The organism is Pseudomonas sp. DF5 (genome assembly GCF_058148225.1).
The window spans coordinates 1-24,304 of sequence record NZ_JBYVYM010000029.1; the positions used below are offsets into that span (position 1 = coordinate 1).

The window sequence follows — 24,304 nt, forward strand, 5'->3', positions numbered from 1 at the left end:
GGGCACTCGTATCGTTGTAGGAGCGAGGCTTGCCCGCGAAGAGGCCCGTCCAGACGCTGAAAATCCAGAAGCCAGTCCCGCATTTGGCCGAACCGCTGCCTTACTGCCGACACAGATGCCTTGTTATAGTTCGGGCCTCATTTTCTGCCCGGTAAAGGATCACTGCCATGTCTCAATACACCGCCTTCAGCGTCGAACTGGCCGATAACATCGCTCATGTGCAGATCAACCGCCCGGAAAAGATCAATTCGATGAACGCCGCGTTCTGGAGCGAGATCATCGAGATTTTCCAGTGGATCGACGACACCGATGAAGTGCGGGTGGTGGTGCTCAGTGGTGCCGGCAAGCATTTTTCTTCCGGCATCGACTTGATGATGCTCGCCGGTGTGGCCAATGAATTGGGCAAGGACGTCGGCCGTAATGCACGCCTGCTGCGGCGCAAGATTCTCGCGCTGCAAGCCTCGTTCAATGCCGTCGACAACTGCCGCAAACCGGTGCTGGCGGCGGTGCAGGGTTATTGTCTGGGCGGCGCCATCGACCTGATTTCGGCCTGCGACATGCGTTACGCGGCCGAGGACGCGCAATTTTCCATCAAGGAAATCGATATCGGCATGGCGGCCGATGTTGGCACTTTGCAACGCTTGCCGCGGATCATCGGTGACGGCATGCTGCGTGAACTGGCTTACACTGGTCGCACCTTTGGCGCCGAAGAAGCGCGTAACATTGGCCTGGTCAATCGCGTCTACAGCGACACCGCCAGCCTGCTTGAAGGCGTGATGGGGATTGCCCGCGAAATCGCCGGCAAGTCGCCGATCGCTATCACCGGCACCAAAGAGATGATCAGCTACATGCGCGACCATCGCATCGACGACGGCCTCGAATACGTCGCCACCTGGAACGCCGCCATGCTGCAATCCACCGATCTGCGCGTGGCCATGGCCGCTCATATGAGCAAACAGAAACCCGAATTTCTGGATTGATTAACCATGATTTCACGCTGGACCACCGCAGTACTGGACACCGATCAACCCGGCGGCTGGGCCGTGGCGCGCAGCCCCGAAGGCTTTTTGTTCGATGACAATGGCGCGCTGTTTCCACGGGAATGGCTCAAGCGTCAGGACTTGTCGATTCTCGCCGAGCACGGCATCGGTCACCTGGATGGAGAACCGGTGTACCTGCTGGAGCTGCGCAGTCACAGCGACGTGCCGGGCTGTAACTGGAAAGGCCTGCGGGCGTTCATGCTCGAGGGCGATCACACCGTCTATAAGGTTCTGGGCTATGCCGCGCAAATCGGTACCTGGGCCCGTGAGCACCGTTTTTGCGGCAACTGCGGACAGGCGATGATCCAGATACCGCGTGAGCGGGCGATGTATTGCGAGCCATGTGATTTACGCCACTATCCGCGCATTTCACCGAGCATGATTGTGCTGGTGACCCGTGGCGATGAGGTTCTGCTGGCTCGTTCGCCGCGTTTTGTCCCTGGGGTCTACAGCACGTTGGCGGGGTTTGCCGAGCCGGGTGAGTCGGCCGAAGATTGCCTGATTCGCGAGGTTCGCGAAGAGGTGCAGATCGAGGTCAAGAACATCCAGTACATGGGCAGTCAGTGCTGGCCGTTCCCGCATTCGATGATGCTCGGTTTTCATGCCGAGTACGCCGGTGGCGAGATTGTCTGTCAGGAAGACGAGATCGAAGACGCCCAGTGGTTCAACGTGCACGAGCTGCCGCCGTTGCCGGCGTCACGCTCGATTGCCCGCTACCTGATCGACGTCTACGTGGCGCGGCGCTTAGGCCACGCTGAACCAGTGCTGCCAGGCTAGGCGCACGGTCAGGCCGAGCACCACCGTAATGAACACCGGACGAATGAATTTCGCACCGCCGCTGATGGCGGTGCGCGCGCCGAAGAAGGCGCCGACCATCACCGACAGGCCCATGCTCAGGCCGATGATCCAGTCCACTTGCCCGGAAAAGATGAACACCGACAGCGCCGCAATGTTGCTGACGAAGTTCATGCTGCGTGCCACGCCGCTGGCCTTGACCAGGTCGATGGGGTAGAGCAGCAGACTGCTGACGGTCCAGAACGCCCCCGTTCCCGGGCCCGCCACGCCGTCATAGAAGCCGAGGCTGAAGCCCTGGCTCGATTGCCACTTTTTCTTGATCGGTGCATCGCTGTCCAGCGGCGCTTTGGGTGTGCCGCCGAACAACAGATACAGACCGCAGGCGAAAACGATCACCGGCAACATCTTGTTCAGCCATTCCGCCGGCAAGTAATGAGCGACGATGGCGCCGCTGAGCGCACCAACCAACGTGCCAACGATGGCGTGCGTCCATTGCCGTGGATGGAACAGCTTGCGCCGGTAGAAGGTGAAACTGGCAGTGGCCGAGCCGAAGGTGGAACTGAGTTTGTTGGTGCCCAGCACCAGATGCGGCGGCAGGCCGGCGGTCAACAGCGCCGGGGTGGTCAACAGGCCACCGCCGCCGGCAATGGCGTCGATGAAACCGGCAATGAAAGCGACGAGAGCCAGAACGGCCAGGGTAGTGAGGTCAACGCTGAGTTCGAAAGGCATGAAAGGGGCTTATTCGGCTGGGTGCAGAAGGGGCTGCACGAAAGGCCGGTATCTTACTCATATCCAACTTTTGCGGCGACCTGTCTGGATGCTTTCGCGAGCAAGTCGGATCGCCTGAACACCCTAAAACCATTGTGGGAGCGGGCTTGCTCGCGAAGACGGACTGACATTCAACAATGATGTCGACTGACACACCGCTTTCGCGAGCAAGCCCGCACACACATTTGAGCCGTGAAGTTACAGACCCAGATCGGAGAGCCCCGGGTGATCATCCGGCCGGCGGCCCAGTGGCCAACGGAACTTGCGTTCGCTTTCCTTGATCGGCATGTCGTTGATGCAGGCGTAACGGTTGAACATCAGGCCGTTCTCGTCGAACTCCCAGTTCTCGTTGCCGTAGGAACGGAACCAGTTGCCCGAATCGTCGTGCCATTCGTAGGCGTAACGCACGGCGATGCGGTTGTCGCCATGGGCCCAGAGTTCCTTGATCAGCCGGTAGTCCAGTTCCTTGGCCCATTTGCGGGTCAGGAAAGCTTTGGCTTCTTCGCGGTTGTGGGCAAACTCGGCGCGGTTACGCCACTGAGTGTCCAGGGTGTAGGCCAGGGACACCCGTTCCGGGTCACGGGAATTCCAGCCGTCTTCGGCCAGGCGAACTTTTTCGATCGCCGATTCACGGGTAAACGGCGGCAATGGCGGACGAACTTCGGCAGTAGACATATTAAGTCTCCCTATCAAATTAACGTTCAAGCAAGTTGTCGGGCTTATTTAAAGTGTTACAGGTCCAATAACTTTCGCGCCATGCATTGCGCATTATCGGCGGCACTGTGATCACCCATCACAAGCGCTACGGTAATGGCGCCATCGATCAGGATCAGCAGCTGTCTGGCCAGCGTCTCCGGGTCTGTTGCGCCATATTCGGTACAGAGCTCGCGCACGTAGTCGAGCAGCTTCTGTTTGTGGTCTTTGGCGACCAGGCGGACCGGGTCTTGCGGGTCGCCGGTTTCGCCGCTGGTATTGATGAATGCGCAGCCGCGGAAGCCTTCGGAGGCGAACCAGGCCTTGAGCACGGTAAACAGGTCGAGCAGCCGCCCGGCCGGGGTTTGGGCCTTGCCGACTTCGCTCCGATACCAGTTCATCCAGCGCACATCGCGGCGTTGCAGGGCCGCGACGACAAGCTCCTCCTTATTGGCGAAGTAGCGGTAAATACTTTTCCTGGAGACGCCGGCGGTTTTCACCAGGAGATCCATGCCGGTGGCGGCGATGCCACTTTTGTAGATCAACTTTTCGGTGACGTCCAGAATGATGTCGCGTGTGTCGTTGCTAATGATTTCGTTCATGTGGCTAACAGTAGAATGATCGTTCTTCATGGTCAAGTAGTTATTTGTAGCACCTATGAAATTGCCTTCGCGGGCAAGCCTTGCTCCTACAGGATTTGTGTTCCAAACGACGAAAAAACGTAGGAGCGAGGCTTGCCCGCGAAGAGGTCTTTACAGACAGTAACAAGACCCAAACCCATCCATGGTGTAAGCTCTCAGGCTCTTCGGATTCGACCCTTTGCGAGCCCTATGCCGTTGCTTTTCAAACGTTCTCTGCTGCCTAAATTGCGCAGTTTTCCGCTGACCGCCGATGCCGTCACCATCCTCTCTGGCGCTGCCGAGTTCCGTCGTTGCCTGCTGGAAAAAATCGCTCAGGCGACCCGGCGCATCTACATCGTTGCGCTGTACCTGCAACAGGATGAGGCCGGCCAGGAAATCCTCGATGCGCTGCACGCGGCCAAACTGGCACGTCCGGAACTGGACGTGGTGGTGGTCGTGGACTGGCTGCGCGCCCAGCGCGGCTTGATCGGTGCCGGCAAGCAACCGGGCAACTCGGCCTGGTATCAGGAAACCACCCGCACCCACGAAAGCGAAGTGCCGGTGTACGGCGTGCCGGTGCAGACCCGCGAACTGTTCGGCGTACTGCATTTGAAAGGCTTCGTGATCGACGATTGCGTGATCTACAGCGGCGCGAGCCTGAACAACGTTTACCTGCACAAATTCGACAAGTACCGCTTCGACCGTTATCACCTGTTGCAGAACCCGGTGCTGGCCGATTCGATGCATCACTTGATTCAGCACGGCCTGATGACCTCCAAAGCGGTGCATCGCCTAGACCTGCCGAACCTGCCGACCACCCGCAGTCTGCGCCACGACATCGGCGACCTGCGCAGCCGTCTCAAGCACGCAGCGTACGACACCACGGCGGGCAGCACGGCAAAGGGCGGTTTATCGGTCAGTCCGTTGCTCGGTGTGGGCAAGAACAACCCGTTGAGTCGGGTGATCTGCGAGCTGATTGCCAGTGCGCAGCATCAACTGACCATCTGCACGCCGTACTTCAACCTGCCGCTGGCGGTGACCCGGGAAATCAATCGGGCCCTGGCTCGCGGCGTGAAGATCGACATCATCGTCGGCGACAAGACCGCCAACGATTTCTACATCCCGCCCAGCGAGCCGTTCAAGGTGATCGCGGCGCTGCCGTACCTTTACGAAATCAGCCTGCGACGTTTCGCCAAGCGTCATCAGCGCAGCATCGACAGCGGCAAGCTGAACCTGCATCTGTGGAAGGATGGCGACAACACCTATCACCTCAAGGGCATGTGGATCGATCAGCGCTATACCTTGCTGACCGGCAACAACCTCAATCCGCGGGCGTTCCGTCTCGACCTGGAAAACGCGTTGCTGATTGATGATCCGAAAGGCGAGTTGCTGGAACCGCGTAGCAAGGAGCTGGCGGAGATTTTCCGGCATACCCGCCGCATCGAGCGCTACCTGGATCTGGAAACGCTGCCGGATTACCCGGCGGGAGTGGCCAAGTTTCTCAAGCGTGTGAGTCGGGTGCGGATCGAGCGGTTGTTGTATCGGATTTTGTAAGGGTTAACACGGCGGGGCGGGTGGGGTGTCAGTGAGGACGCCTTCGCGGGCAAGCCTCGCTCCTACAGTGGAATTATGATCGACACCAAACCCTGTAGGAGCGAGGCTTGCCCGCGAAGAGGCCCGCTCAAACGCTATAAATCTCAGTTCAACCCCAATTTCCCCCGCAACATCGACAAATCCTCAGCCAGTGTATTCACCGGCCCGACCAGCGCTTTACGGTCGCTGTCCTTCACCTTGTCATATGTCTCAAAACCCCCACTGGCGGTTTTGTACTTGGCCAATGTCTTATTCACCGCGGCAAAGTTCTTGTCGACTTTGGCCATGAATGCCGCGTCTTGCTTCTCGATTTGCGGACGGAACAGGTCGACGATTTTCTTCGCGCCGTCGATGTTGCCCTGGAAATCATACAGGTCGGTGTGGCTGTAGCGATCTTCCTCGCCGGAGATCTTGGTGGCGGCCACTTCTTCAAGCAGCGCAGCGGCGCCGCCGACGACTTTTTCCGGTGGGAAGGTCAGGCCGGCGACGCGGGTTTTCAGGTCTTTCACGTCTTTGTTCAAACCGTCAGCCAGCTCGTCCAGGCCCTGGGTGCTGTTCTCTGAAAACAATGAGTATTCGATGCGATGGAAACCGGTGAAGTCTTCGGCCTTCACGCCTTTTTCGTGGTCGTCGACCCGCGAGTCGATGGACGCATCAAGGTCACTGAACAGCTCGGCAATCGGTTCGATCGACTCGTAATAGACGCGGGTCGGTGCGTAGAGCTTTTTCGCGGTGACCAAGTCGCCTTTTTTCACTGCGTCGGTGAACTGCTGAGTGTGGTTGGCCAGTTCGTCCAGTTGTTCGGTGACGTAGATCTTGTAATCAGAGATCGGCCCCACCAACTCCAGCGGCGCCGTCGCCGCGAAAGCCGAAAACGGAATGTTGAGCAAACCAAGGGTCAGCAGTAACGCGAGGGGCGACTTTTTCATGGGACGGTTCCGTAGGGGTTATGCAGTGGCTTTGGGTTGTGTGGCATTCAAAAGCGAGCGACCGATGAAGTCCTTGTCGCCGGTCACACCCGGCAGGGTGAAGAAGTACCCGCCGCCAACCGGTTTCAGGTATTCCTCCAACGGCTCGCCATTGAGTCGGGTCTGCACGGTGATGAAGCCTTTTTGCAAATCCGCCTGGTAACAGATGAACAGCAAACCCATGTCCAGCTGACCGTTTTTGTTCACGCCGTTGGAGTAGTTGAACGGTCGGCGCAGGATCAGGTTGGCCTGGGTTGCGGCGGTGCGCGGGTTGGCCAGGCGGATGTGGGCGTCGAGTTTGGTCAGCTTGCCTTCCGGGTCTTTGGCGTAATCCGGGACTTGGGTTTCATGCGCACCATCCATCGGTGCACCGGTGCTCTTGACCCTGCCGATAATGCTTTGCTGTTCTTGCAGCGGCGTGCGGTCCCAGCGTTCGACGAAGTTGCGGATGATCCGCACCGCCTGATAGCTGCCGTTGACCGCCCAGGCCGGTTCGTCGCTGCCGGGCTGGACCCAGACAATACGGTCCATGGCCTTGTCGTCGTTGGAATCAGGGTTGGCCGAGCCGTCGCGAAAACCCAGGAAGTTGCGTGCGCTTTGCGCCGGCACACCGGGTTTCGCCGGGGCTTGCGGCGGCACGCTGCCTTCCTGTTTCCAGCGCACCAGCAACAGGTCCGGCAGGTTTTTCACGATGTCGCGCAGGGCGTGGATGTTGGTGTCGGCGGTGTTGGAGCAGAACTGCAGGCTAAGGTCGCCGTGGCAGCAGTCGGCCTCCAGTGCGTCGTTGGGGAAACCGACCATGCGGACCAGCCGCTTGGGCTTGGCGCCGGCCAGACCGAAGCGCTCGTCGAACAGCGACTCGCCCACCGATACGGTGATGGTCAGGTTGTCCGGTGTGACCACCGGGCCAAGAATCCCCGAATCCAGCGGCGGCAGTTTGGGGTCGACCTGGGCCACCGGACCGCCTTGCATCAGGAACGCGATACGCTCGTTGAGCGTGCGAAACAGCCGCTCCAGGTCCGCGCGGTCGTTGGCCAGTATGTCGAACGACACCAGCATGCCGGATGTTGGGCGCGGGGTGACGATGCCGGTCTGGTGCTGGCCGTGGAAGGCGTGGCGGTCCTCGGTCTTGTCGCTGCTCGGTGCTTCGGTGACTTGCGCCGGGGTCGCGGCCATGACCGGGCAACTCAGGGCCGAACCGGCTATCGCCACACCGGCGGCTCCCATACCCATCAATACACGACGGCGTTGTGCTGAAAACTGTTCTGAGTCGTTCATCTGTCTGAGGTCTTCTGCTTACAGGCCGGAAAGGCCAAGGGCGGGATCGATTCCATCGAGTGCATCGGCCAGAACCTTGGCCTTGTCGGCGATACGTTTGCGCTGTTCGGCGCTGACAGTGTCGTAGCTGGCGTAGCCATCCTTGACCTTGAAACCGTTGAGTTCGGCGTCGAAGGCCGTGACCGCGCTGTCGATTTTCGCCAGTAGTTCAGCGGCAGATTTGCTCAGCAATGGCCGCAACAGGTCGACGACTTTGCGGGTCGCGTCGAGGTTGGCGGCGAAACCGTTCACGTCGGTGTGGCTGTAGCGTTCCTCTTCGCCGCTGCTGGCGCGTACCTCGGAGAGGCTGTTGAGGTTGCGCACCAGCATGCTCACCAGTTGCTCCGGTGGCAGCGACTGGGCCAGCAGTTGCTGTTTGAGGTTGGCGACATCGATGCTCAGGCGCTGGGCAACGGGTGTCAGGTCATCGAGGTTGCGTTGTTGGAACAGCGCGTATTCGAGGCGGTGGAAGCCGACGAAGCCCGGATCCTGCTCGCGCTTATCGAAGTAATCGGCGCGGGCGTTGATCGCGTTGTCCAGCTCTGCCAGGCGCTGGGCTGCTGGAGCCAAGCGTTGATAGGCTGCGCGAGCCGGCACATACAAGGCTTGCGCCTGGCTCAGGTCGCCGGCCTCGATCGCTTGCTCAAGGGCGGCGACGGCTTTGATCAGTGCAGTGCTCTGGCTGCTCAGGTACACGCGAAATTCCGACAGTGGGCCAATGAACGCCACCATCGATGGACGCGCCTTGGCTGCGGCATCGGAAGCGGCGGTCGGGGTGACATGCAAGGTGCCGCGCGGGTTGCTCAGCAAGCCGCAGGTGATGGCGTAGTCGCCGGGCAACAGGTTGGCGTTGATCACCTGGCTCAGGCCAGGGGCGATGTTCTCGCGCTCTTCGACCACCAGCACGCCGTCAAGAATTTCCCATTCGACGGCACGGTCCGAGCGGTTGACGATACGGAAACTGGTGCGACCGGCCGGAACCGTCAGCGCATTCGGTTCGCAGCTGTGCGGGTGAATGGTGACCAGCACTTGGTCGTGGTTGCTCTGGCGCTTGGCGGCGGCCATTTTCGAGGCGTAGTAGAACAGGCCGCCGGCGGCGATCATCACGATCACCGAACCGGCTACCGCCCAGCGCAAGGCACGCGGAGGGGAAGCCACTGGAGGAACTGGCGTTGACATGAAGGCCCTTACTGGCTGGAAACGGAAGAGGGTGTTTGCGCGGGGGCGGCCGCCGGGAGAAAAAACATCACCAGCGCCACCAACAGATAAGTCAGATATGCCCCGAGTGTGCTCACCGTCGGCGCGTCCTGGTAACCGAACATCCCGGCCAGCACTGAGCCCAGCGGGCCGTCCATCGGCAGCGTGGCGCTGAAGTCGAAGAGCACGGTTTGCAAGTGATTCCACACGCCGGCTTCATGCAGGGCTTGCACTGAGTTGGCGAGAATCCCGGCGGCCACCACCAGGATGAACAAACCGGTCCAGCGCAAGAACGCCGAGAGATTCAGGCGCAGGCTGCCGGTGTAGATCAGGAAGCCGACGATGATCGCCAGGGCCAGGCCGAGCAGGGCGCCGAGCGGTGCGGCCGGGCCTTCGCTTTGCTGGAACACGGCGAGCAGGAAGAACACCGTTTCCAGGCCTTCCCGGGCGACGGCGAAAAACACCATGGCGATCAGCGCGGTCACTTGATGCCTGGAGCCGGTCAGCGCTTGATCGAGGGAAACGTGCAGCGAATGCTTGATCGAACGCGCCACCTTGCGCATCCAGAACACCATGGAGCTGAGAATGCCGACGGCCAGTAAACCGACCACACCTTCAAACAGCTCTTGCTGCTTTTGCGGGAATTCAGCACTGACCAGTTCCAGGCCACCGCCGACCAGCAGGGCCAGCGCGGCGGCGAGGAATACGCCGACCCACACTGCCGGCATCCATTGGCCACGACCGGTCTGCTTGAGGTAACTGGCGATAATGCCAACGATCAACGCGGCTTCGATGCCTTCGCGCAGCATGATCAGAAAAGGAACGAGCATTCAGCACCGGGGAGTCATTAGATAGGGTGCTAATTTGTAACATGATGAAACTCATTCCCATATGGTAGTTATTGCTAATTGCCTGAACCTAAGCTGAACAACCCTGAAGATCCCACCATCCCGTAGGAGCGAGGCTTGCCCGCGAATCAGGCAACTCGGTCTGTCGGTGAAACCGCGTCATCGTTCTTCGTGGGCAAGCCTCGCTCCTACGGAATCGGTTTGGTGTGCGCTAATATGCCCACCACTCAAACACGAACAAGGCTCACCCCGGTCAATGTCGGAAAAAGACACCATCTCCATTCAACTGGTGCGTGAAGCGCTGCTGCAAAGTTGCGCCCCGGGCGCCGCCACCGTAGAGGTGTTGAACAAGGTCGACATCGATCCGGCGCTGCTGGACAGCACCGACGCCCGTGTCCCGGCCACCGCCTATGCGCGCCTGTGGCGTTTGCTGGCCCGGCGCGGGGACGATGAGTTTTTTGGCATGGACCCGCGCAAGCTCAAGTCCGGCAGCCTGGCGTTTCTCTGTCGCTGCTCCATGGTTCAGCCGAGCCTGGCCGCCGGGCTGACTGCGGGGCTGAGTTTTCTGTCGTTGATGCTCGAGCGCATGCCTGCGCAGCTGGTTCGTCAGCAAAGCCTGGCGGAAATCGTCCTGCTGGAGGACGACGAAGAACCGCGCCGCGCCTTCACCTATTTCACTTATTGGATGATCGTGCACGGCGTCGCCTGCTGGCTGGCGGGCCGGCGGATTCCGATCCTGGCCATTGAATTGCGCTGCCCGGAGCCGGATTTTTGCGATGACTATCGGGTGATGTTTTCCGAGAACTTGCGATTCGATCGGCCACGCACGCGGATGATTTTCTCCGCCGATTGCCTGGATTTGCCGATCAAGCGCAGCGCTGAAGAGCTCAAGCGCTTTCTGGCCCATGCGCCGGCGAACATTCTGGTCAAGTACCGCGACCCTGAGAGCCTGGCCAGCCGGATCAAGCACGATCTGCGGCAACTGCCCGCCGAGCGCTGGCCGGAAACCGAAGCGCTGGCGCAGCAACTGTGCATGTCGGCCTCAACCTTGCGCCGCCGCCTGGCCGAAGAAGGGCAGACGTATCAAGGGCTCAAGGACAGCGTGCGCAAGGAACTGGCCATCGTCTGGCTGGCCGAGCCGGCCATCAGCTTCGCTGAAATCGCCACCCGTTTGGGGTTTGCCGATGCCAGCTCGTTCTACAAGGCGTTTCGCAAGTGGTCGGGGTCCAATCCTGGGCATTATCGGAGTTTGATTCTTAACGAGGCCGACTGATCTGGATTGTGTGGTGCCTGATCTGGCGCCATCGCGGGCAAGCCCGCTCCCACAGTGATATGCGGTGACCATAAATGTCGTACACACCGCAAAACCTGTGGGAGCGGGCTTGCCCGCGATGGCGTCCGCCCAGGCGACGCATCCCTTGAACCTTGGCCAAACCAGTCACGCAACTTGATAGCTTTGACCATTGTCCCGCTCCCCGCGCAGAGCGAGTATTTCCCTGTTGATTACGGTTCCCCCAACCTAATAAAAATACAGAGGGATTCTGGCAATGCGCGATTACTTGTCTGCTACGTCAAAGTTCAATTATCAGCACACCGTCGATGCCGCGCTCACAGGGTCGTTGACAGCGCTCAACGCCTGCGTCGAGTGTTGCGACCGGCATGCCTTGCCGGGGCGCATTGCGCTGTTCTGGGAAGGCCGCGACGGTAGCAGCGCGACCTATACTTTCAGCGACTTGCAGGACAAGGCCGCGCGTTTCGCCAACTTTCTGGTGGCCCAGGGCGTGAAGAAGGGCGACAAGGTCGCAGGCCTGCTGCCCCGCAACTTCGAATTGCTGATCACCGTGTTTGCCGCCTGGCGCATCGGTGCGGTCTATCAGCCGCTGTTCACTGCCTTCGGCCCCAAAGCCATCGAACACCGTCTGAACAGCTCCGGCGCCAAAGTGGTGGTCACCGATGCGGTCAATCGCCCGAAACTGGCTGAAGTGGCCGACTGCCCGACCATCGTCACCGTCGGTGGCGCCAAGGGCCAGGGCATCGTACGCGGCGATTTCAGTTTCTGGGCGGAACTGGCCAACTATTCCCCCGAGTGCGAACCGGTATTGTTGACCGGCGAAGACCCGTTCCTGCTGATGTTCACCTCGGGCACCACCGGCCCGTCGAAAGCGCTGTCGGTGCCGCTCAAAGCCATCGTCGCCTTCCAGAGCTACACCCGTGACGCGGTGGACCTGCGCCCCGAAGACGCCTTCTGGAACGTTGCCGATCCGGGTTGGGCCTACGGCATCTATTTCGGCGTCACCGGACCGATGGCGATGGGGCATCCGATCACCTTTTACGATGGCCCGTTCACCCTCGAAAGCACCTGCCGGGTGATCAACAAATACGGGATCACCAACCTCACTGGGTCACCGACCGCCTACCGTTTGCTGATTGCCGGTGGCGATGAATTCGCCCGTTCGATCAAGGGCAAGCTGCGCATCGTCAGCAGCGCCGGCGAGCCGTTGAACCCGGAAGTGATCCGCTGGTTCGCCGACAACCTCGACGTGGTGATTCACGACCATTACGGCCAGACCGAACTGGGCATGGTGCTGTGCAATCACCATGGCCTGGAACATCCGATCCACATGGGCGCCGCCGGTTTTGCCTCGCCGGGCCACCGTATCGTGGTGCTGGATGAGGAATACAAAGAACTCGGCGTCGGCCAGCCAGGAATCCTGGCCATCGACCGCACCCAGTCGCCGATGTGCTGGTTCGGTGGTTACGAAGGCGTACCGACCAAAGCGTTCGTCGGCAATTATTACCTGAGCGGCGACACCGTCGAGTGGAACCCGGACGGCAGCATCAGCTTCGTCGGCCGCAGCGACGACGTGATTACCACCTCGGGTTACCGCGTCGGCCCGTTCGACGTGGAAAGCGCGCTGATCGAACACCCGGCGGTGGTCGAGGCGGCGGTGATCGGCAAGCCCGACCCGGAGCGCACCGAACTGGTGAAAGCCTTCGTCGTGCTCAGCCCGCAATACCGCGCCGAGCCTGCGCTGGCCGAAGAACTGCGGCAACACGTGCGCAAGCGTCTGGCGGCGCACTCGTACCCCCGTGAAATCGAATTTGTCAGCGAATTGCCGAAAACCCCAAGCGGCAAATTGCAGCGCTTTATCTTGCGCAACCAGGAAATCGCCAAGGCTCAAGAGGCCGCCGCGAAGAACGTTTCAGCTTGAATCCAAGGAAACAATGATGCAGATCGAAAACAAGGTTTTTCTCGTCACCGGCGGTGCTTCCGGCCTCGGTGCCGCCACTGCTGAAATGCTGGTGGCGGCCGGCGCCAAGGTGATGTTGGTGGACATGAATGCCGAAGCTGTTGCGGCGCAGGCTGTACGTCTCGGCGCGCAAAGCGTGGTAGCCGACATCAGCAATGAAGCGGCGGCCGAAGCGGCGGTGCAGGCGACGGTCAAAGCGTTTGGCGGCCTTAATGGCCTGGTCAATTGCGCCGGCATCGTGCGTGGCGAGAAGATCCTCGGCAAGACCGGCCCTCATGCCTTGGCCAGTTTCAGCCAGGTGATCAACGTCAACCTGATCGGCAGTTTCAATATGCTGCGCCTGGCTGCTGCGGCGATTGCCGAGACTGAAGCGGATGCAGACGGCGAGCGCGGGGTGATCATCAACACCGCATCGGTGGCGGCCTTCGATGGTCAGATTGGCCAGGCCGCGTATTCGGCGTCCAAAGGCGCGATCGCCAGCCTGACCTTGCCTGCCGCCCGTGAGCTGGCGCGCTTCGGCATCCGCGTGATGACCATCGCACCGGGCATTTTCGAAACGCCGATGATGGCCGGCATGACCCCGGAAGTACGTGATTCGCTGGCCGCTGGCGTGCCGTTTCCGCCACGCCTGGGCAAGCCGAGCGAGTACGCCGCGCTGGCCAGGCATATCATAGAAAACAGCATGCTCAACGGCGAGGTGATCCGTCTCGACGGTGCCTTGCGCATGGCCGCCAAATAAGGAGTATTTGTCATGACATTGTCCAACGATCCGATTGTTATTGTCAGCGCCGTCCGCACCCCAATGGGCGGTTTCCAGGGCGAACTGAAAAGCCTGACCGCGCCGCAACTGGGCGCTGCTGCGATTCGTGCCGCGGTCGAACGCGCCGGTATCGCCCCTGAATCCGTCGAAGAAGTGCTGTTCGGCTGCGTGCTCTCCGCCGGCCTCGGCCAGGCCCCGGCGCGGCAAGCGGCACTGGGCGCCGGGCTGGATAAATCGACCCGCTGCACGACGCTGAACAAAATGTGCGGCTCGGGCATGGAAGCGACGATCCTGGCCCACGACATGCTGATCGCCGGCAGCGCCGACGTGGTGGTCGCTGGCGGCATGGAAAGCATGTCCAACGCGCCGTACCTGCTGGACCGCGCCCGCAGCGGTTACCGCATGGGCCATGGCCAGGTGCTCGATCACATGTTCCTCGATGGTCTCGAAGACGCCTACGACAAGGGCCGCCTGATGGGCACCTTTGCCGAGGATTGCGCCGAGACCAATGGCTTCAGCCGTGAAGATCAGGACGCGTTTGCCATCGCGTCGACCACCCGCGCCCAACAGGCGATCGAGGAAGGTAGTTTTAACGCCGAGATCGTGCCGCTCACCGTGACGGTCGGCAAACAGCAAGTGCTGATCAGCCACGACGAACAACCGCCGAAAGCCAAACTGGACAAGATCGCTTCGCTGAAACCGGCGTTCCGCGAGGGCGGCACGGTGACGGCGGCCAACTCCAGTTCGATTTCCGACGGCGCGGCGGCATTGGTGCTGATGCGCCGTTCCGAAGCCGAGAAACAAGGCTTGAAACCACTGGCAGTGATTCATGGCCACGCGGCGTTCGCCGACACCCCGGGGCTGTTCCCGGTGGCACCGGTGGGCGCGATCAAGAAATTGATGAAGAAAACCGGCTGGTCGCTGGATGAAGTCGAGTTGTTCGAAGTCAACGAAGCCTTCGCCGTGGTGAGCCTGGTGACCATGACCAAGCTGGAAATCTCCCACGAGAAGATCAACGTCCACGGCGGTGCCTGTGCCTTGGGCCACCCGATTGGTGCATCCGGCGCGCGGATCCTCGTGACCTTGCTCTCGGCCCTGCGCCAGAAAGGCCTGAAACGTGGCGTAGCGGCGATCTGCATCGGCGGCGGCGAAGCAACGGCCATGGCTGTGGAATGCCTGTATTAAGGGCTGACGCCAATCCCTGTGGGAGCGGGCTTGCCTGCGATAGCGATCTGTCAGACGACATCGTTGGTGTCTGGAAAACCGCCATCGCGGGCAAGCCCGCTCCCACAGGTCCAGTGTTTCAACTGACAGGCATTTTGTACGAAGGCAAAATTTTAAGGAATTGGCATGATCCCCAACGACGAACAACTTCAGATCAGCGACGCGGCCCGGCAGTTTGCCCAGGAACGGCTGAAACCGTTCGCCGCCGAATGGGACCGCGAACATCGCTTCCCCAAGGAAGCCATCAGCGAGATGGCTGACCTGGGCTTCTTCGGCATGCTGGTGCCGGAACAGTGGGGCGGTTGTGACACCGGATACCTGGCTTACGCCATGGCCCTGGAAGAAATCGCTGCCGGCGACGGCGCCTGCTCGACCATCATGAGCGTGCACAACTCGGTGGGTTGCGTGCCGATCCTCAAGTTCGGCAACGACGACCAGAAAGAACGCTTCCTCAAGCCGCTGGCCGGCGGCGCGATGCTCGGTGCGTTTGCGCTGACCGAACCGCAAGCCGGCTCCGATGCCAGCAGCCTGAAAACTCGTGCCCGGCTGGAAGGCGATCACTACGTGCTCAACGGCTGCAAGCAGTTCATCACTTCCGGGCAAAACGCCGGGGTGGTGATTGTGTTTGCGGTGACTGACCCGAGTGCCGGCAAACGCGGGATCACCGCGCTGATCGTGCCCACCGATTCGCCGGGCTATAAAGTCGCGCGGGTCGAAGACAAGCTTGGTCAACATGCCTCCGATACCTGCCAGATCCTCTTCGAGGATGTGAAAGTGCCGGTGGCCAATCGACTGGGTGAGGAGGGCGAAGGCTACAAGATCGCCCTGGCCAACCTTGAAGGCGGGCGTGTCGGTATCGCCTCGCAATCGGTGGGCATGGCCCGCGCCGCGTTCGAAGCGGCCCGCGACTACGCCCGCGAACGCGAGAGCTTCGGCAAGCCGATCATCGAGCACCAGGCGGTAGCGTTCCGCCTGGCCGACATGGCCACCCAGATCGCCGTGGCCCGGCAGATGGTGCATTACGCGGCGGCATTGCGCGACAGCGGCAAACCGGCGCTGGTCGAAGCGTCGATGGCCAAGCTGTTCGCCTCGGAAATGGCCGAAAAGGTTTGCTCCTCGGCGTTGCAAACCCTTGGCGGTTACGGTTACCTGAACGACTTCCCGCTGGAGCGGATCTACCGCGACGTGCGGGTGTGCCAGATCTATGAAGGCACCAGCGACATTCAGCGCATGGTCATTTCGCGCAATCTTTGAGAAGGAGTCCCGTCTGTGAGCAATAAAGAGCTGAACTACGAAACGATTTTGCTGGAAACCCACGGCCGTGTCGGCCTGATCACCCTCAACCGTCCGCAAGCCTTGAACGCGTTGAATGCCCAAATCGTCAGTGAACTGAACCACGCCCTCGATGGCCTGGAAGCCGATTCGAACATCGGTTGCATCGTGCTGACCGGCTCGAAAAAAGCCTTCGCCGCCGGTGCCGACATCAAGGAAATGGCCGAGCTGACCTACCCGCAGATCTACCTCGACGACCTGTTCAGTGACAGCGATCGCGTGGCCAACCGCCGCAAGCCGATCATTGCCGCGGTCAACGGTTTCGCCTTGGGCGGTGGCTGTGAACTGGCATTGATGTGCGACTTCATCCTGGCCGGCGACAATGCAAAATTCGGCCAACCGGAAATCAACCTCGGCGTATTGCCGGGCATGGGCGGCACCCAGCGCCTGACCCGCGCCGTGGGCAAGGCCAAGGCCATGGAAATGTGCCTGAGCGGGCGCTTGATCGATGCGGTGGAAGCGGAGCGTTGCGGGATCGTGGCGCGTATCGTGCCGGCGGATGAGCTGGTGGAAGAAGCGCTGAAAGTCGCGGCGCTGATTGCGAAGAAGTCGCTGCCGATTGCGATGATGATCAAGGAAAGTGTCAACCGCGCTTTTGAAGTCAGCCTGTCGGAAGGCGTGCGTTTTGAGCGCCGGGTGTTCCATGCAGCGTTTGCCACGCAGGATCAGAAAGAAGGGATGGCGGCGTTTATTGCCAAGCGTGAGGCGGAGTTCGTCGGCAAGTAATGCGGCGTCCTCGCGGACGTCATCGCGGGCAAGCCCGCTCCCACAGGTTTCTCGAGCGTATACAAAATTTGTGAACGCCGGAAACCACTGTGGGAGCGGGCTTGCCCGCGATGCTTTTAAAGGTCACACCAGGTAGTTTTTCAACTCCCGGGCAATCACCATCCGCTGTATTTCGCTCGACCCTTCATAAATCTGCGTGATCCGCGCATCCCGGTAGTAACGCTCCACCGGGTAATCCTCCAGATACCCATACCCGCCATGAATCTGGATCGCCGACGAGCAGACCTTTTCCGCGATCTCCGAAGCAAACAGCTTGGCCTGTGAAGCCTCCGACAGGCACGGCTTGCCGGCACTGCGCAAGCGCGCGGCGTGCAGGATCAACAGGCGTGCGGCGTTCAGCCGGGTCTGCATGTCGGCCAGCATATTGGCGATGCTCTGGTGTTCGATGATCGGCTTGTCGAACTGCACCCGATCCCGCGCGTAAGCCAGCGCCGCTTCGAACGCCGCACGGGCGATGCCCAGGGCTTGCGCAGCGATGCCGATACGGCCGCCTTCGAGGTTGGAGAGGGCGATGGCCAGGCCTTTGCCGCGTTCGCCCAGCAAATTGGCTTCAGGGACGGTGCAGTTGTTCAGGGTGACGGCGCAGGTATCGGAAGCGCGGATGCCCATCTTGTGTTCACTGCGGTCGACGATGAACCCCGCTGTTTCGGTCGGCACCAGGAATGCCGAGATGCCACGCTTGCCCAACTCCGGATCAGTCACCGCGAAAACGATTGCCAGCTTCGCCCGTCTGCCGTTGCTGACGAATTGCTTGGCGCCGTTGATCACCCACTGACCGTCGCGCAGTTCGGCGCGGGTGCGCAGGTTATGGGCTTCGGAACCGGCTTGCGGTTCGGTCAGGCAGAAGCAACCGATGGCCTGGCCGCTGGCGAGGTCCGGCAGCCATTCCTGTTTTTGTTCTTCGGTGCCGTAATTGAGCACCGGTCCGCAGCCGACAGAGTTGTGGATGCTCATCAGCGCGCCGGTGGCGCCGTCACCGGCGGAAATCTCTTCCACTGCCAGCGCATAGGCCACGTAGTCGACATAGGTGCCGCCCCATTCCTCGGGCACCACCATGCCCAGCAGCCCCAGTTCCCCCATCTTCGCCACCAGACCGTCATCGATCCAGCCGGCCTTTTCCCAGGCTTGTGCGTGGGGCGCGATTTCGCCGCGGGCAAAATCCCGGGCCATGTCGCGGATCATCACTTGTTCTTCGCTCAATTCGATATCGTGCATGGCTCAGCTCCCGCTCTGGTCAAACCCGGTGAAAAAACTCGCGACGTGCTCGGCGTCCAGCGCCTGCAAGGTCGGCGGGTTCCAGCGCGGGTTCTTGTCTTTGTCGATCAGCAAGGCGCGCACGCCTTCGATCAGGTCGCCGCGTTCGAACCACTGGCGATCCAGGTGCAGTTCGAGGGCGAAGCACTGTTCCAGGCTCAGGTGCCGACCGCGCCGCAGCATTTCCAGGGTCACGCCCATGGCCAGCGGTGAACGGCTTTCCAGCAAGTCGGCGGTGGCCATGGCCCACTCATGGCTGTCGGCGACTGTCACTGCACGCAGTTGTTCCACCATACTCGGCACATCGGGCAGGGCGAAGAAGTGGTCGATGACCGGCCGCAGCGCCGCCAGCGGCGCTACCGGCAGTTGCTGCACGGCGAGTTTCGCCAGCGCGCCTTGCAGGTCCTTGAGCGGGGTGTCGTGCCATTCCAGATGGTCGAGTCGCTCGTCCAGCTCGCCCAGGCTGGCGCTCTCCAGATACCAGTCGGCCAGGCCGCAATAAAGCGCATCGGCGGCGCGGATCTGCACGCCGCTGACGCCGAGATAGATGCCCAGCTCACCGGGAATGCGCGGCAGGAAGTAACTGCCGCCGACGTCCGGGAAATAACCGATGGCCACTTCCGGCATCGCCAGGCGGCTACGCTCGGTGACCACTCGCAAGTCGGCGCCTTGCACCAGGCCCATGCCGCCGCCCAGGACAAAGCCGTCCATCAAGGCCAGGACCGGTTTGCGGTAGTGATGGATCGTGAGGTCGAGGGCGTATTCCTCGACGAAGAAATCTTCGTGCAGCGTGTCGCCGCTTTTGAAGCTGTCGTACAGCGAGCGGATATCGCCGCCGGCGCAGAAGGCTTTCTCGCCAGCACCGCGCAACACCACCGCATGCACCTGCGGATCCTGTGCCCAGGCATCGAGCTGCTGCTGCAGGCTGCGGACCATGTCCAGGGTAATGGCGTTGAGGCCGGCGGGGCGGTTGAGGGTCAGGTGACCGATGTGATTGCGAACCTCGGCCAACACTTCGTTTTGCGTGGCATCCATGGACGGTGTCCCCGGGGATGAAACCTGAGCAGTCATCACTAACTCCCTGCTTTTATTGTTCTTTATAGAGAAGCTCGCGCGCGAGCGATGCAGGATCGTAACAGTGCAAATTTGTGATGTACAACCGGGATATGTGCAGGTGCTTCCTGCATATTTGCATGGCTGTCAATGAGGAGCGAGCAGGCTCGCCCACGGCATTCTGGCAAGAGCCATCGGCATTCATCGCCTGGTCTGCAGACAAGAGGGTTTGGTCGGCAGAAACAACCGCTGACGATGCTTGGGGATTGTTGACTCAAAAGGTTGTTGATGTTCTGGGGCGCTCAAAAGCTGAAGAAAGCGTGTAAATATACGGCGGTGAGCAACGTGAGGGATAAACCAGGGTTGATTGTTTGCTGCGATAAATGACAAATATTTGGAGCGGCTTGGAATAGGCTGCGCCTTTTATATTTGTATTTTTGATACGGGATTTGTGCTGCCTCACAATCAGGTGACAGATCTAAACAGAATAATAGGTCTGCCACCTGGTTCCTCTCTTTTAGTTATTGATATCCATGCTTGCGCTTATAGTCATTAAACTCCCTTCTGAATTCATCGCCATCTCCTATACTGGCAAGCATATTTTCGGCGCGCGCTATTTCCTGCTCGGTTGTCAATCCTGGAGGGAAATGATATCGCTGGTCGGGATTGCTGTTTCTTTGGCTGCGTATATAGTCAACCGGTGAAAGGGTTGGCAGACTTGTATTTTGTTCTGCTTGACTTGGTTCTTGTGTTGGCCAATCTTCATCGCTATCTGTCAGATCCCAAAAACTGACTCGCTCTAAGTTGAATGGCATATGAGCTTCATCGATAAGTACGATTTTTTTGTCTGTCATGATAGATAACTCCATTTATAAAATGAAACAAATGGTGCGTGTTGTTCTTGTGAAAAAGACAGGCCTGAAGAGGCGCTAATCCAACTCTCCCTTGCTTTTGTTATACAGCAGAGGATAGAGCCATACGAGCAAACGAGCACCTGTTAGAAATAACAGTTTTTCAGAAGAATTAGCGATAGATCCGATAATCCAGGAGAAGGTAGGAAGCAACAACGGAAAGGACCCGAAACGAAGACGTATCAATTTTCTGTCCGTTTTTTGATAGCGCAGTTCGGGTGACAATTAAACGGCGATGTTTAATGGAAATCTCCAGACACTCTCTCAGGCTACACATCCTTGCGTCGTTGCCTACGTCTGCGCCAGAATCCGCCGGCTTGTGCGCCTTGGGCCTGGGTTTTATCGTTTCCCCGTCGCTGAAGAACAGCGATCGGGTTTGGTAGCCCGGTTACCTGTCGCATAATGCAACGTAATGCAGAGATTTTTTTCGTCTTCTGTTTTATGGCGGTCATGCGTAGGGCATCTTCGGATGCGCCGGGTTTTGCACCAGGTAACCGGTCTACCAACCTGCGTATGGCCGCCACCCTTCGTTGGTAGCGAGGGTGATGGCTCCTTAACGTATTACCTGGAGCTCCATCTATGTTCAAACCAACACCAAATCCTCCGAAAACGGACGACGTTTCCCCTTACGAATCCACCGATTCCAAAAAACTCAACGAGGCCGCCGAGCGCCCCCTCGACTTCCATTTCCCATCGAGCGCCGACATCAAAGCCGCCCCGCGAACACGCAGTGCCTTGTTTTCCGTGAACCCCGAGGCCACGACCGAAACCCTGGCGGTTTATCTGGTCGAGACATTGGCCTCGGTCGATGTGATGGTCCACCAGTTGGTGGATCATCTGGAGGGTGAATCGCGTTACGCGCTTTTGGGTATTTCGAACAGCATCATGGTGGCGGAGATCACGGCGAACCGGGTGCTGGATAAAGTAGATGGGTCCAACAAGTAGGTGCGGTTTGCCGGGGTAAGTAGTCACTGATGTCAGGATGTGCAGCGGTCTCTTTTTTGGGGCCGCTTCGCAGTCCGGCGGGAACAAGCACCTATCACTAACTCCCTGCTTTTATTGTTCTTTATAGAGAAGCTCGCGTGCGAGCGATGCAGGATCGTAACAGTGCAAATTTGTGATGTACAACGGGGATACGTGCAGGTTCTGTCTGCATTTTTACCTTAGAGCAAGATCAAAAGATCGCAGCCTGCGGCAGCGCCCCCTAGGGCGCGTAGGAGCTGCCAAAGGCTGCGATCTTTTGCTCTTTCCTTTGATCTTTAACTCCATCGCGCAATCAACGACAGGATCGGCTGTGAAAGCCCTTCGTTCAGCGCAGTTGAGCTGTCTGGACAGGGGCTTACGACACCCGTGCCGTCCTGGCAATTGGCATTCTGACGGTCCATTTCAAGCACTTGCGATCAAGCGCCTGGAATGGACTGCACCCCGACGACTGGCCCAAGCCGGTTGAAAACAACAACAAATACGGCTGCGGTGAATGCCGCATCGACTCTCTGCCCCTGTCAAAAAGTGTGGTGCGGCGCAGGCGCCAATCCGCGATAAATCCAAATAATCCGGGACCTTAGAAGATGAACATCAAATGGCTGACCTTACCGGCACTGGCTTTGCTGTGCTGCTCCACCGGTGCCAGCGCCAAGGAGTGGAAAGAGCTGCGCTTTGGCGTCAACCCCAGTTATCCGCCTTTTGAATCCACCACCGCCGATGGCGGCGTGCAAGGGTTCGGCGTGGACCTGGGCAATGCAATTTGCGCCGAGCTGAAAGTGAAGTGTGTGTGGGTCAGCAATGACTTCGACGGGTTGATTCCGGCGCTCAAGGCGGGCAAGTTCGACGCGATCGAATCGTCGATGACCGTGACCGACGCACGTAAAAAACAGATCGACTTCACTGATCGCCTGTATGCCGGGCCGACCGCCATCGTCACCCGCAAGGATTCCGGTTTGTTGCCCACCGCCGAATCGCTGCAGGGCAAGACCATCGGTTACATGCAGGGCACGATTCAGGAAACCTACGCCAAGGCCAAACTGGCGCCGGGCGGCGTGAAGTTGCGCGCTTATCAGAACCAGGATCAGGTCTACGCCGACCTGGTTTACGGGCGTCTCGATGCCTCGATCCAGGACAAGCTGCAAGCGCAGATGAGCTTCCTGACGTCGCCGCAAGGGGCGGACTTCAAGAACAGCGAAGGCATCAGCGACCCGCTGGTGCCATCGGAAATCGCCATTGGCGTGCGCAAGGACAACGAAGAACTCAAAGGCATGCTCAACGCCGCCATCAAGGCTCTGCGTGAAAAGGGCATCTACGCGCAGATCCAGCAGAAGCATTTCGGCGATCTGGACCTCTACAACAACTGATCCTCGCGCCCCGAACGCTGCGTCCTGGTAACAGGCGCAGCGCTTGCAAGCGGGCGCCTCAAGACAGGTGACTGGCGTGAATTCCTTCCTGAATCTGATCGGGGTCGATCTTTCGGCCCTGCAAGGCTATGGCCCATTGTTGCTGCATGGCACCTGGGTCACCCTAAAACTGTCGGCGCTGTCACTGCTGGTGAGCATGGCGCTGGGGCTGCTCGGCGCGGCGGCCAAGCTGTCGCCGCTGAAGCTGTTGAACCTGCCCGCGACTTTCTACACAACGCTGATTCGCGGCGTGCCGGACCTGGTGCTGATGTTGCTGATTTTCTACAGCCTGCAAGGTGGGCTGAGCAGCCTGACCGAGGCTATGGGCTGGCCATACATGGAGATCGATCCGTTTGTAGCCGGCATTGTCACCCTCGGCTTCATCTACGGCGCGTATTTCACCGAGACCTTTCGCGGGGCGATCCTCAGCGTGCCAAGCGGCCAGCAGGAAGCCGCCGCGTGCTTTGGCTTGAGCCGCTGGCAGCGTTTTCGCTTCGTGGTGTTCCCGCAGATGATGCGGTTCGCCTTGCCGAGCCTGGGCAACAACTGGCTGGTGCTGCTCAAGGCCACGGCGCTGGTGTCGATCATCGGGTTGTCGGACCTGGTCAAGGTGGCTCAGGAAGCCGGTAAAAGCACCTTCAACATGCTCGATTTCCTGCTGCTGGCAGGCGCGCTGTATCTGTTGATTACCAGTGCGTCGAACTACGTTTTGCGCGTGCTTGAGCGACGTTATAACCAGGGCGTGCGGGGGATGGCGCGATGATCGAGTTGATTGCCGAATACTGGAAACCCTTTCTGTTCAGCGACGGCTATAGCCTCACCGGATTGGCGATGACCTTGTGGCTGCTGGTGGCGAGCATCGTGATGGGGTTCTTCCTCTCGCTGCCCCTGGCGATCCTTCGAACCTCGCGCTGGGGCCTGCTGCGGTGGCCGGTTCAGCTGTTCACTTATGTGTTTCGCGGCACGCCGCTGTATATCCAGCTGCTGATTTGCTACAGCGGGATTTACGGCATCGCCGTGGTCCGCTCGCAACCGCTGCTCGAAGCGTTCTTTCGCGATGCGATGAATTGCACGTTGCTGGCGTTCACGTTCAACACCTGCGCCTATACCGTAGAGATCTTCGCCGGAGCGATTCGCAGCATTCCTTACGGCGAAATCGAGGCGGCCCATGCGTACGGCTTGAGCGGCTGGCGCCTGTATCTGCGGCTGATCCTGCCGTCGGCCTTGCGCCGGGCACTGCCGTATTACAGCAACGAAGTGATCCTGATGTTGCACGCCACATCGGTGGCGTTCACCGCAACCATTCCCGACATTCTCAAAATCGCCCGGGACGCCAATGCCGCGACGTTCATGACCTTTCAGGCTTTCGGTATTGCCGGCCTGTTGTACCTCGCGTTGTCGTTCGGTCTGGTTGGCGCGTTCCGTCTGGCGGAGAAGCGCTGGTTGAGCTTCCTCGGGCCGGCGCACTAATTCCTCTTTTCATCCAGAGCAGCGCCGAGGCCGGCGC

Annotated in this window: 23 protein-coding genes; 13 read left to right on the forward strand and 10 right to left on the reverse strand. The window is 59.7% G+C overall.

The annotated features are described in order from the left end of the window. Window positions 1-167 precede the first annotated feature (167 nt). Entirely contained in the window at window positions 168-980 is an 813-nt protein-coding gene (locus AC30D7_RS23380) for a crotonase/enoyl-CoA hydratase family protein (protein WP_477815061.1), read from the forward strand. Window positions 981-986: 6 nt separating this feature from the next. Beyond that, on the forward strand, window positions 987-1,817 hold the full coding sequence (gene nudC / locus AC30D7_RS23385) for an NAD(+) diphosphatase (protein WP_490135653.1): 831 nt from the start codon (window positions 987-989) through the stop codon (window positions 1,815-1,817). On the opposite strand, the gene AC30D7_RS23390 is transcribed toward nudC, so the two are convergent. From AC30D7_RS23390 to AC30D7_RS23400, 3 genes are all read right to left on the reverse strand, one after another. Continuing rightward, window positions 1,785-2,564, reverse strand: coding sequence for a TSUP family transporter (locus AC30D7_RS23390; RefSeq protein WP_490135654.1), 780 nt, complete (start codon window positions 2,562-2,564; stop codon window positions 1,785-1,787). The two genes, nudC and AC30D7_RS23390, sit on opposite strands and share 33 nt — an antisense overlap. 237 nt (window positions 2,565-2,801) lie before the next feature. Continuing rightward, window positions 2,802-3,278 carry a nuclear transport factor 2 family protein gene (locus tag AC30D7_RS23395; RefSeq protein WP_490135655.1) on the reverse strand — a complete coding sequence of 159 codons (477 nt, stop codon included), beginning with the start codon at window positions 3,276-3,278 and terminating at the stop codon, window positions 2,802-2,804. A 56-nt stretch (window positions 3,279-3,334) separates the two neighbouring features. Further along, window positions 3,335-3,898 (reverse strand): TetR/AcrR family transcriptional regulator, encoded by a 564-nt coding sequence (locus AC30D7_RS23400; RefSeq protein ID WP_490135720.1) that lies wholly within the window; start codon window positions 3,896-3,898, stop codon window positions 3,335-3,337. Window positions 3,899-4,126: 228 nt separating this feature from the next. On the opposite strand from AC30D7_RS23400, the gene pssA reads away from it, so the two are divergent. Further along, window positions 4,127-5,470 (forward strand): CDP-diacylglycerol--serine O-phosphatidyltransferase, encoded by a 1,344-nt coding sequence (pssA, locus tag AC30D7_RS23405; RefSeq protein WP_490135656.1) that lies wholly within the window; start codon window positions 4,127-4,129, stop codon window positions 5,468-5,470. Between the two features lie 143 nt (window positions 5,471-5,613). Here pssA and efeO (AC30D7_RS23410) read toward each other — a convergent pair whose 3' ends face one another. From efeO (AC30D7_RS23410) to efeU, 4 genes are read right to left on the reverse strand one after another with little or no spacing between them, the layout of a single operon-like run. Then, on the reverse strand, window positions 5,614-6,438 hold the full coding sequence (efeO, locus tag AC30D7_RS23410) for an iron uptake system protein EfeO (protein WP_490135657.1): 825 nt from the start codon (window positions 6,436-6,438) through the stop codon (window positions 5,614-5,616). An 18-nt stretch (window positions 6,439-6,456) separates the two neighbouring features. Continuing rightward, entirely contained in the window at window positions 6,457-7,755 is a 1,299-nt protein-coding gene (gene efeB / locus AC30D7_RS23415; RefSeq protein WP_490135658.1) for an iron uptake transporter deferrochelatase/peroxidase subunit, read from the reverse strand. Between the two features lie 18 nt (window positions 7,756-7,773). Continuing rightward, window positions 7,774-8,973, reverse strand: coding sequence for an iron uptake system protein EfeO (gene efeO, locus AC30D7_RS23420; RefSeq protein WP_490135659.1), 1,200 nt, complete (start codon window positions 8,971-8,973; stop codon window positions 7,774-7,776). Between the two features lie 8 nt (window positions 8,974-8,981). After that, the gene (gene efeU, locus AC30D7_RS23425; protein ID WP_490135660.1) at window positions 8,982-9,821 is read right to left on the reverse strand and encodes an iron uptake transporter permease EfeU; all 840 of its coding nucleotides are present in this window, start codon (window positions 9,819-9,821) and stop codon (window positions 8,982-8,984) included. A gap of 274 nt (window positions 9,822-10,095) precedes the next feature. Between efeU and AC30D7_RS23430 the strand changes: the two genes are divergently transcribed. From AC30D7_RS23430 to AC30D7_RS23455, 6 genes are all read left to right on the forward strand, one after another. After that, window positions 10,096-11,112, forward strand: coding sequence for an AraC family transcriptional regulator (locus AC30D7_RS23430; protein ID WP_490135661.1), 1,017 nt, complete (start codon window positions 10,096-10,098; stop codon window positions 11,110-11,112). 274 nt (window positions 11,113-11,386) lie between these two features. Next, window positions 11,387-13,051 carry an AMP-binding protein gene (locus AC30D7_RS23435; RefSeq protein WP_490135662.1) on the forward strand — a complete coding sequence of 555 codons (1,665 nt, stop codon included), beginning with the start codon at window positions 11,387-11,389 and terminating at the stop codon, window positions 13,049-13,051. Window positions 13,052-13,067: 16 nt separating this feature from the next. Beyond that, window positions 13,068-13,829, forward strand: coding sequence for an SDR family NAD(P)-dependent oxidoreductase (locus tag AC30D7_RS23440; protein ID WP_064617776.1), 762 nt, complete (start codon window positions 13,068-13,070; stop codon window positions 13,827-13,829). 12 nt (window positions 13,830-13,841) lie between these two features. After that, complete coding sequence (locus tag AC30D7_RS23445; RefSeq protein ID WP_018929130.1) at window positions 13,842-15,035, forward strand: acetyl-CoA C-acyltransferase; 1,194 nt, start codon at window positions 13,842-13,844, stop codon at window positions 15,033-15,035. Between the two features lie 165 nt (window positions 15,036-15,200). Then, window positions 15,201-16,328, forward strand: coding sequence for an acyl-CoA dehydrogenase (locus AC30D7_RS23450; protein ID WP_019649660.1), 1,128 nt, complete (start codon window positions 15,201-15,203; stop codon window positions 16,326-16,328). Window positions 16,329-16,358: 30 nt separating this feature from the next. Then, window positions 16,359-17,132, forward strand: coding sequence for an enoyl-CoA hydratase (locus AC30D7_RS23455; protein WP_490135721.1), 774 nt, complete (start codon window positions 16,359-16,361; stop codon window positions 17,130-17,132). 123 nt (window positions 17,133-17,255) lie between these two features. On the opposite strand, the gene AC30D7_RS23460 is transcribed toward AC30D7_RS23455, so the two are convergent. From AC30D7_RS23460 to AC30D7_RS23470, 3 genes are all read right to left on the reverse strand, one after another. Continuing rightward, window positions 17,256-18,407: an acyl-CoA dehydrogenase family protein gene (locus tag AC30D7_RS23460; RefSeq protein ID WP_490135663.1), complete on the reverse strand. Its 1,152-nt coding sequence runs from the start codon at window positions 18,405-18,407 to the stop codon at window positions 17,256-17,258. A 3-nt stretch (window positions 18,408-18,410) separates the two neighbouring features. Next, on the reverse strand, window positions 18,411-19,517 hold the full coding sequence (locus AC30D7_RS23465; RefSeq protein WP_026286645.1) for an enoyl-CoA hydratase/isomerase family protein: 1,107 nt from the start codon (window positions 19,515-19,517) through the stop codon (window positions 18,411-18,413). 503 nt (window positions 19,518-20,020) lie between these two features. Next, the gene (locus AC30D7_RS23470; RefSeq protein WP_490135664.1) at window positions 20,021-20,353 is read right to left on the reverse strand and encodes a hypothetical protein; all 333 of its coding nucleotides are present in this window, start codon (window positions 20,351-20,353) and stop codon (window positions 20,021-20,023) included. Window positions 20,354-20,989: 636 nt separating this feature from the next. Between AC30D7_RS23470 and AC30D7_RS23475 the strand changes: the two genes are divergently transcribed. The 4 genes from AC30D7_RS23475 (at window position 20,990) to AC30D7_RS23490 (ending at window position 24,267) form a co-directional block, all read left to right on the forward strand. After that, complete coding sequence (locus AC30D7_RS23475; RefSeq protein ID WP_490135665.1) at window positions 20,990-21,355, forward strand: DUF6124 family protein; 366 nt, start codon at window positions 20,990-20,992, stop codon at window positions 21,353-21,355. A 623-nt stretch (window positions 21,356-21,978) separates the two neighbouring features. After that, window positions 21,979-22,758: a transporter substrate-binding domain-containing protein gene (locus AC30D7_RS23480; protein WP_490135666.1), complete on the forward strand. Its 780-nt coding sequence runs from the start codon at window positions 21,979-21,981 to the stop codon at window positions 22,756-22,758. 76 nt (window positions 22,759-22,834) lie between these two features. Continuing rightward, window positions 22,835-23,560 carry an ABC transporter permease gene (locus tag AC30D7_RS23485; protein WP_490135667.1) on the forward strand — a complete coding sequence of 242 codons (726 nt, stop codon included), beginning with the start codon at window positions 22,835-22,837 and terminating at the stop codon, window positions 23,558-23,560. Beyond that, the gene (locus tag AC30D7_RS23490; protein WP_490135668.1) at window positions 23,557-24,267 is read left to right on the forward strand and encodes an ABC transporter permease; all 711 of its coding nucleotides are present in this window, start codon (window positions 23,557-23,559) and stop codon (window positions 24,265-24,267) included. The genes AC30D7_RS23485 and AC30D7_RS23490 overlap by 4 nt, the downstream gene beginning before the upstream one ends. Window positions 24,268-24,304: the final 37 nt, after the last annotated feature.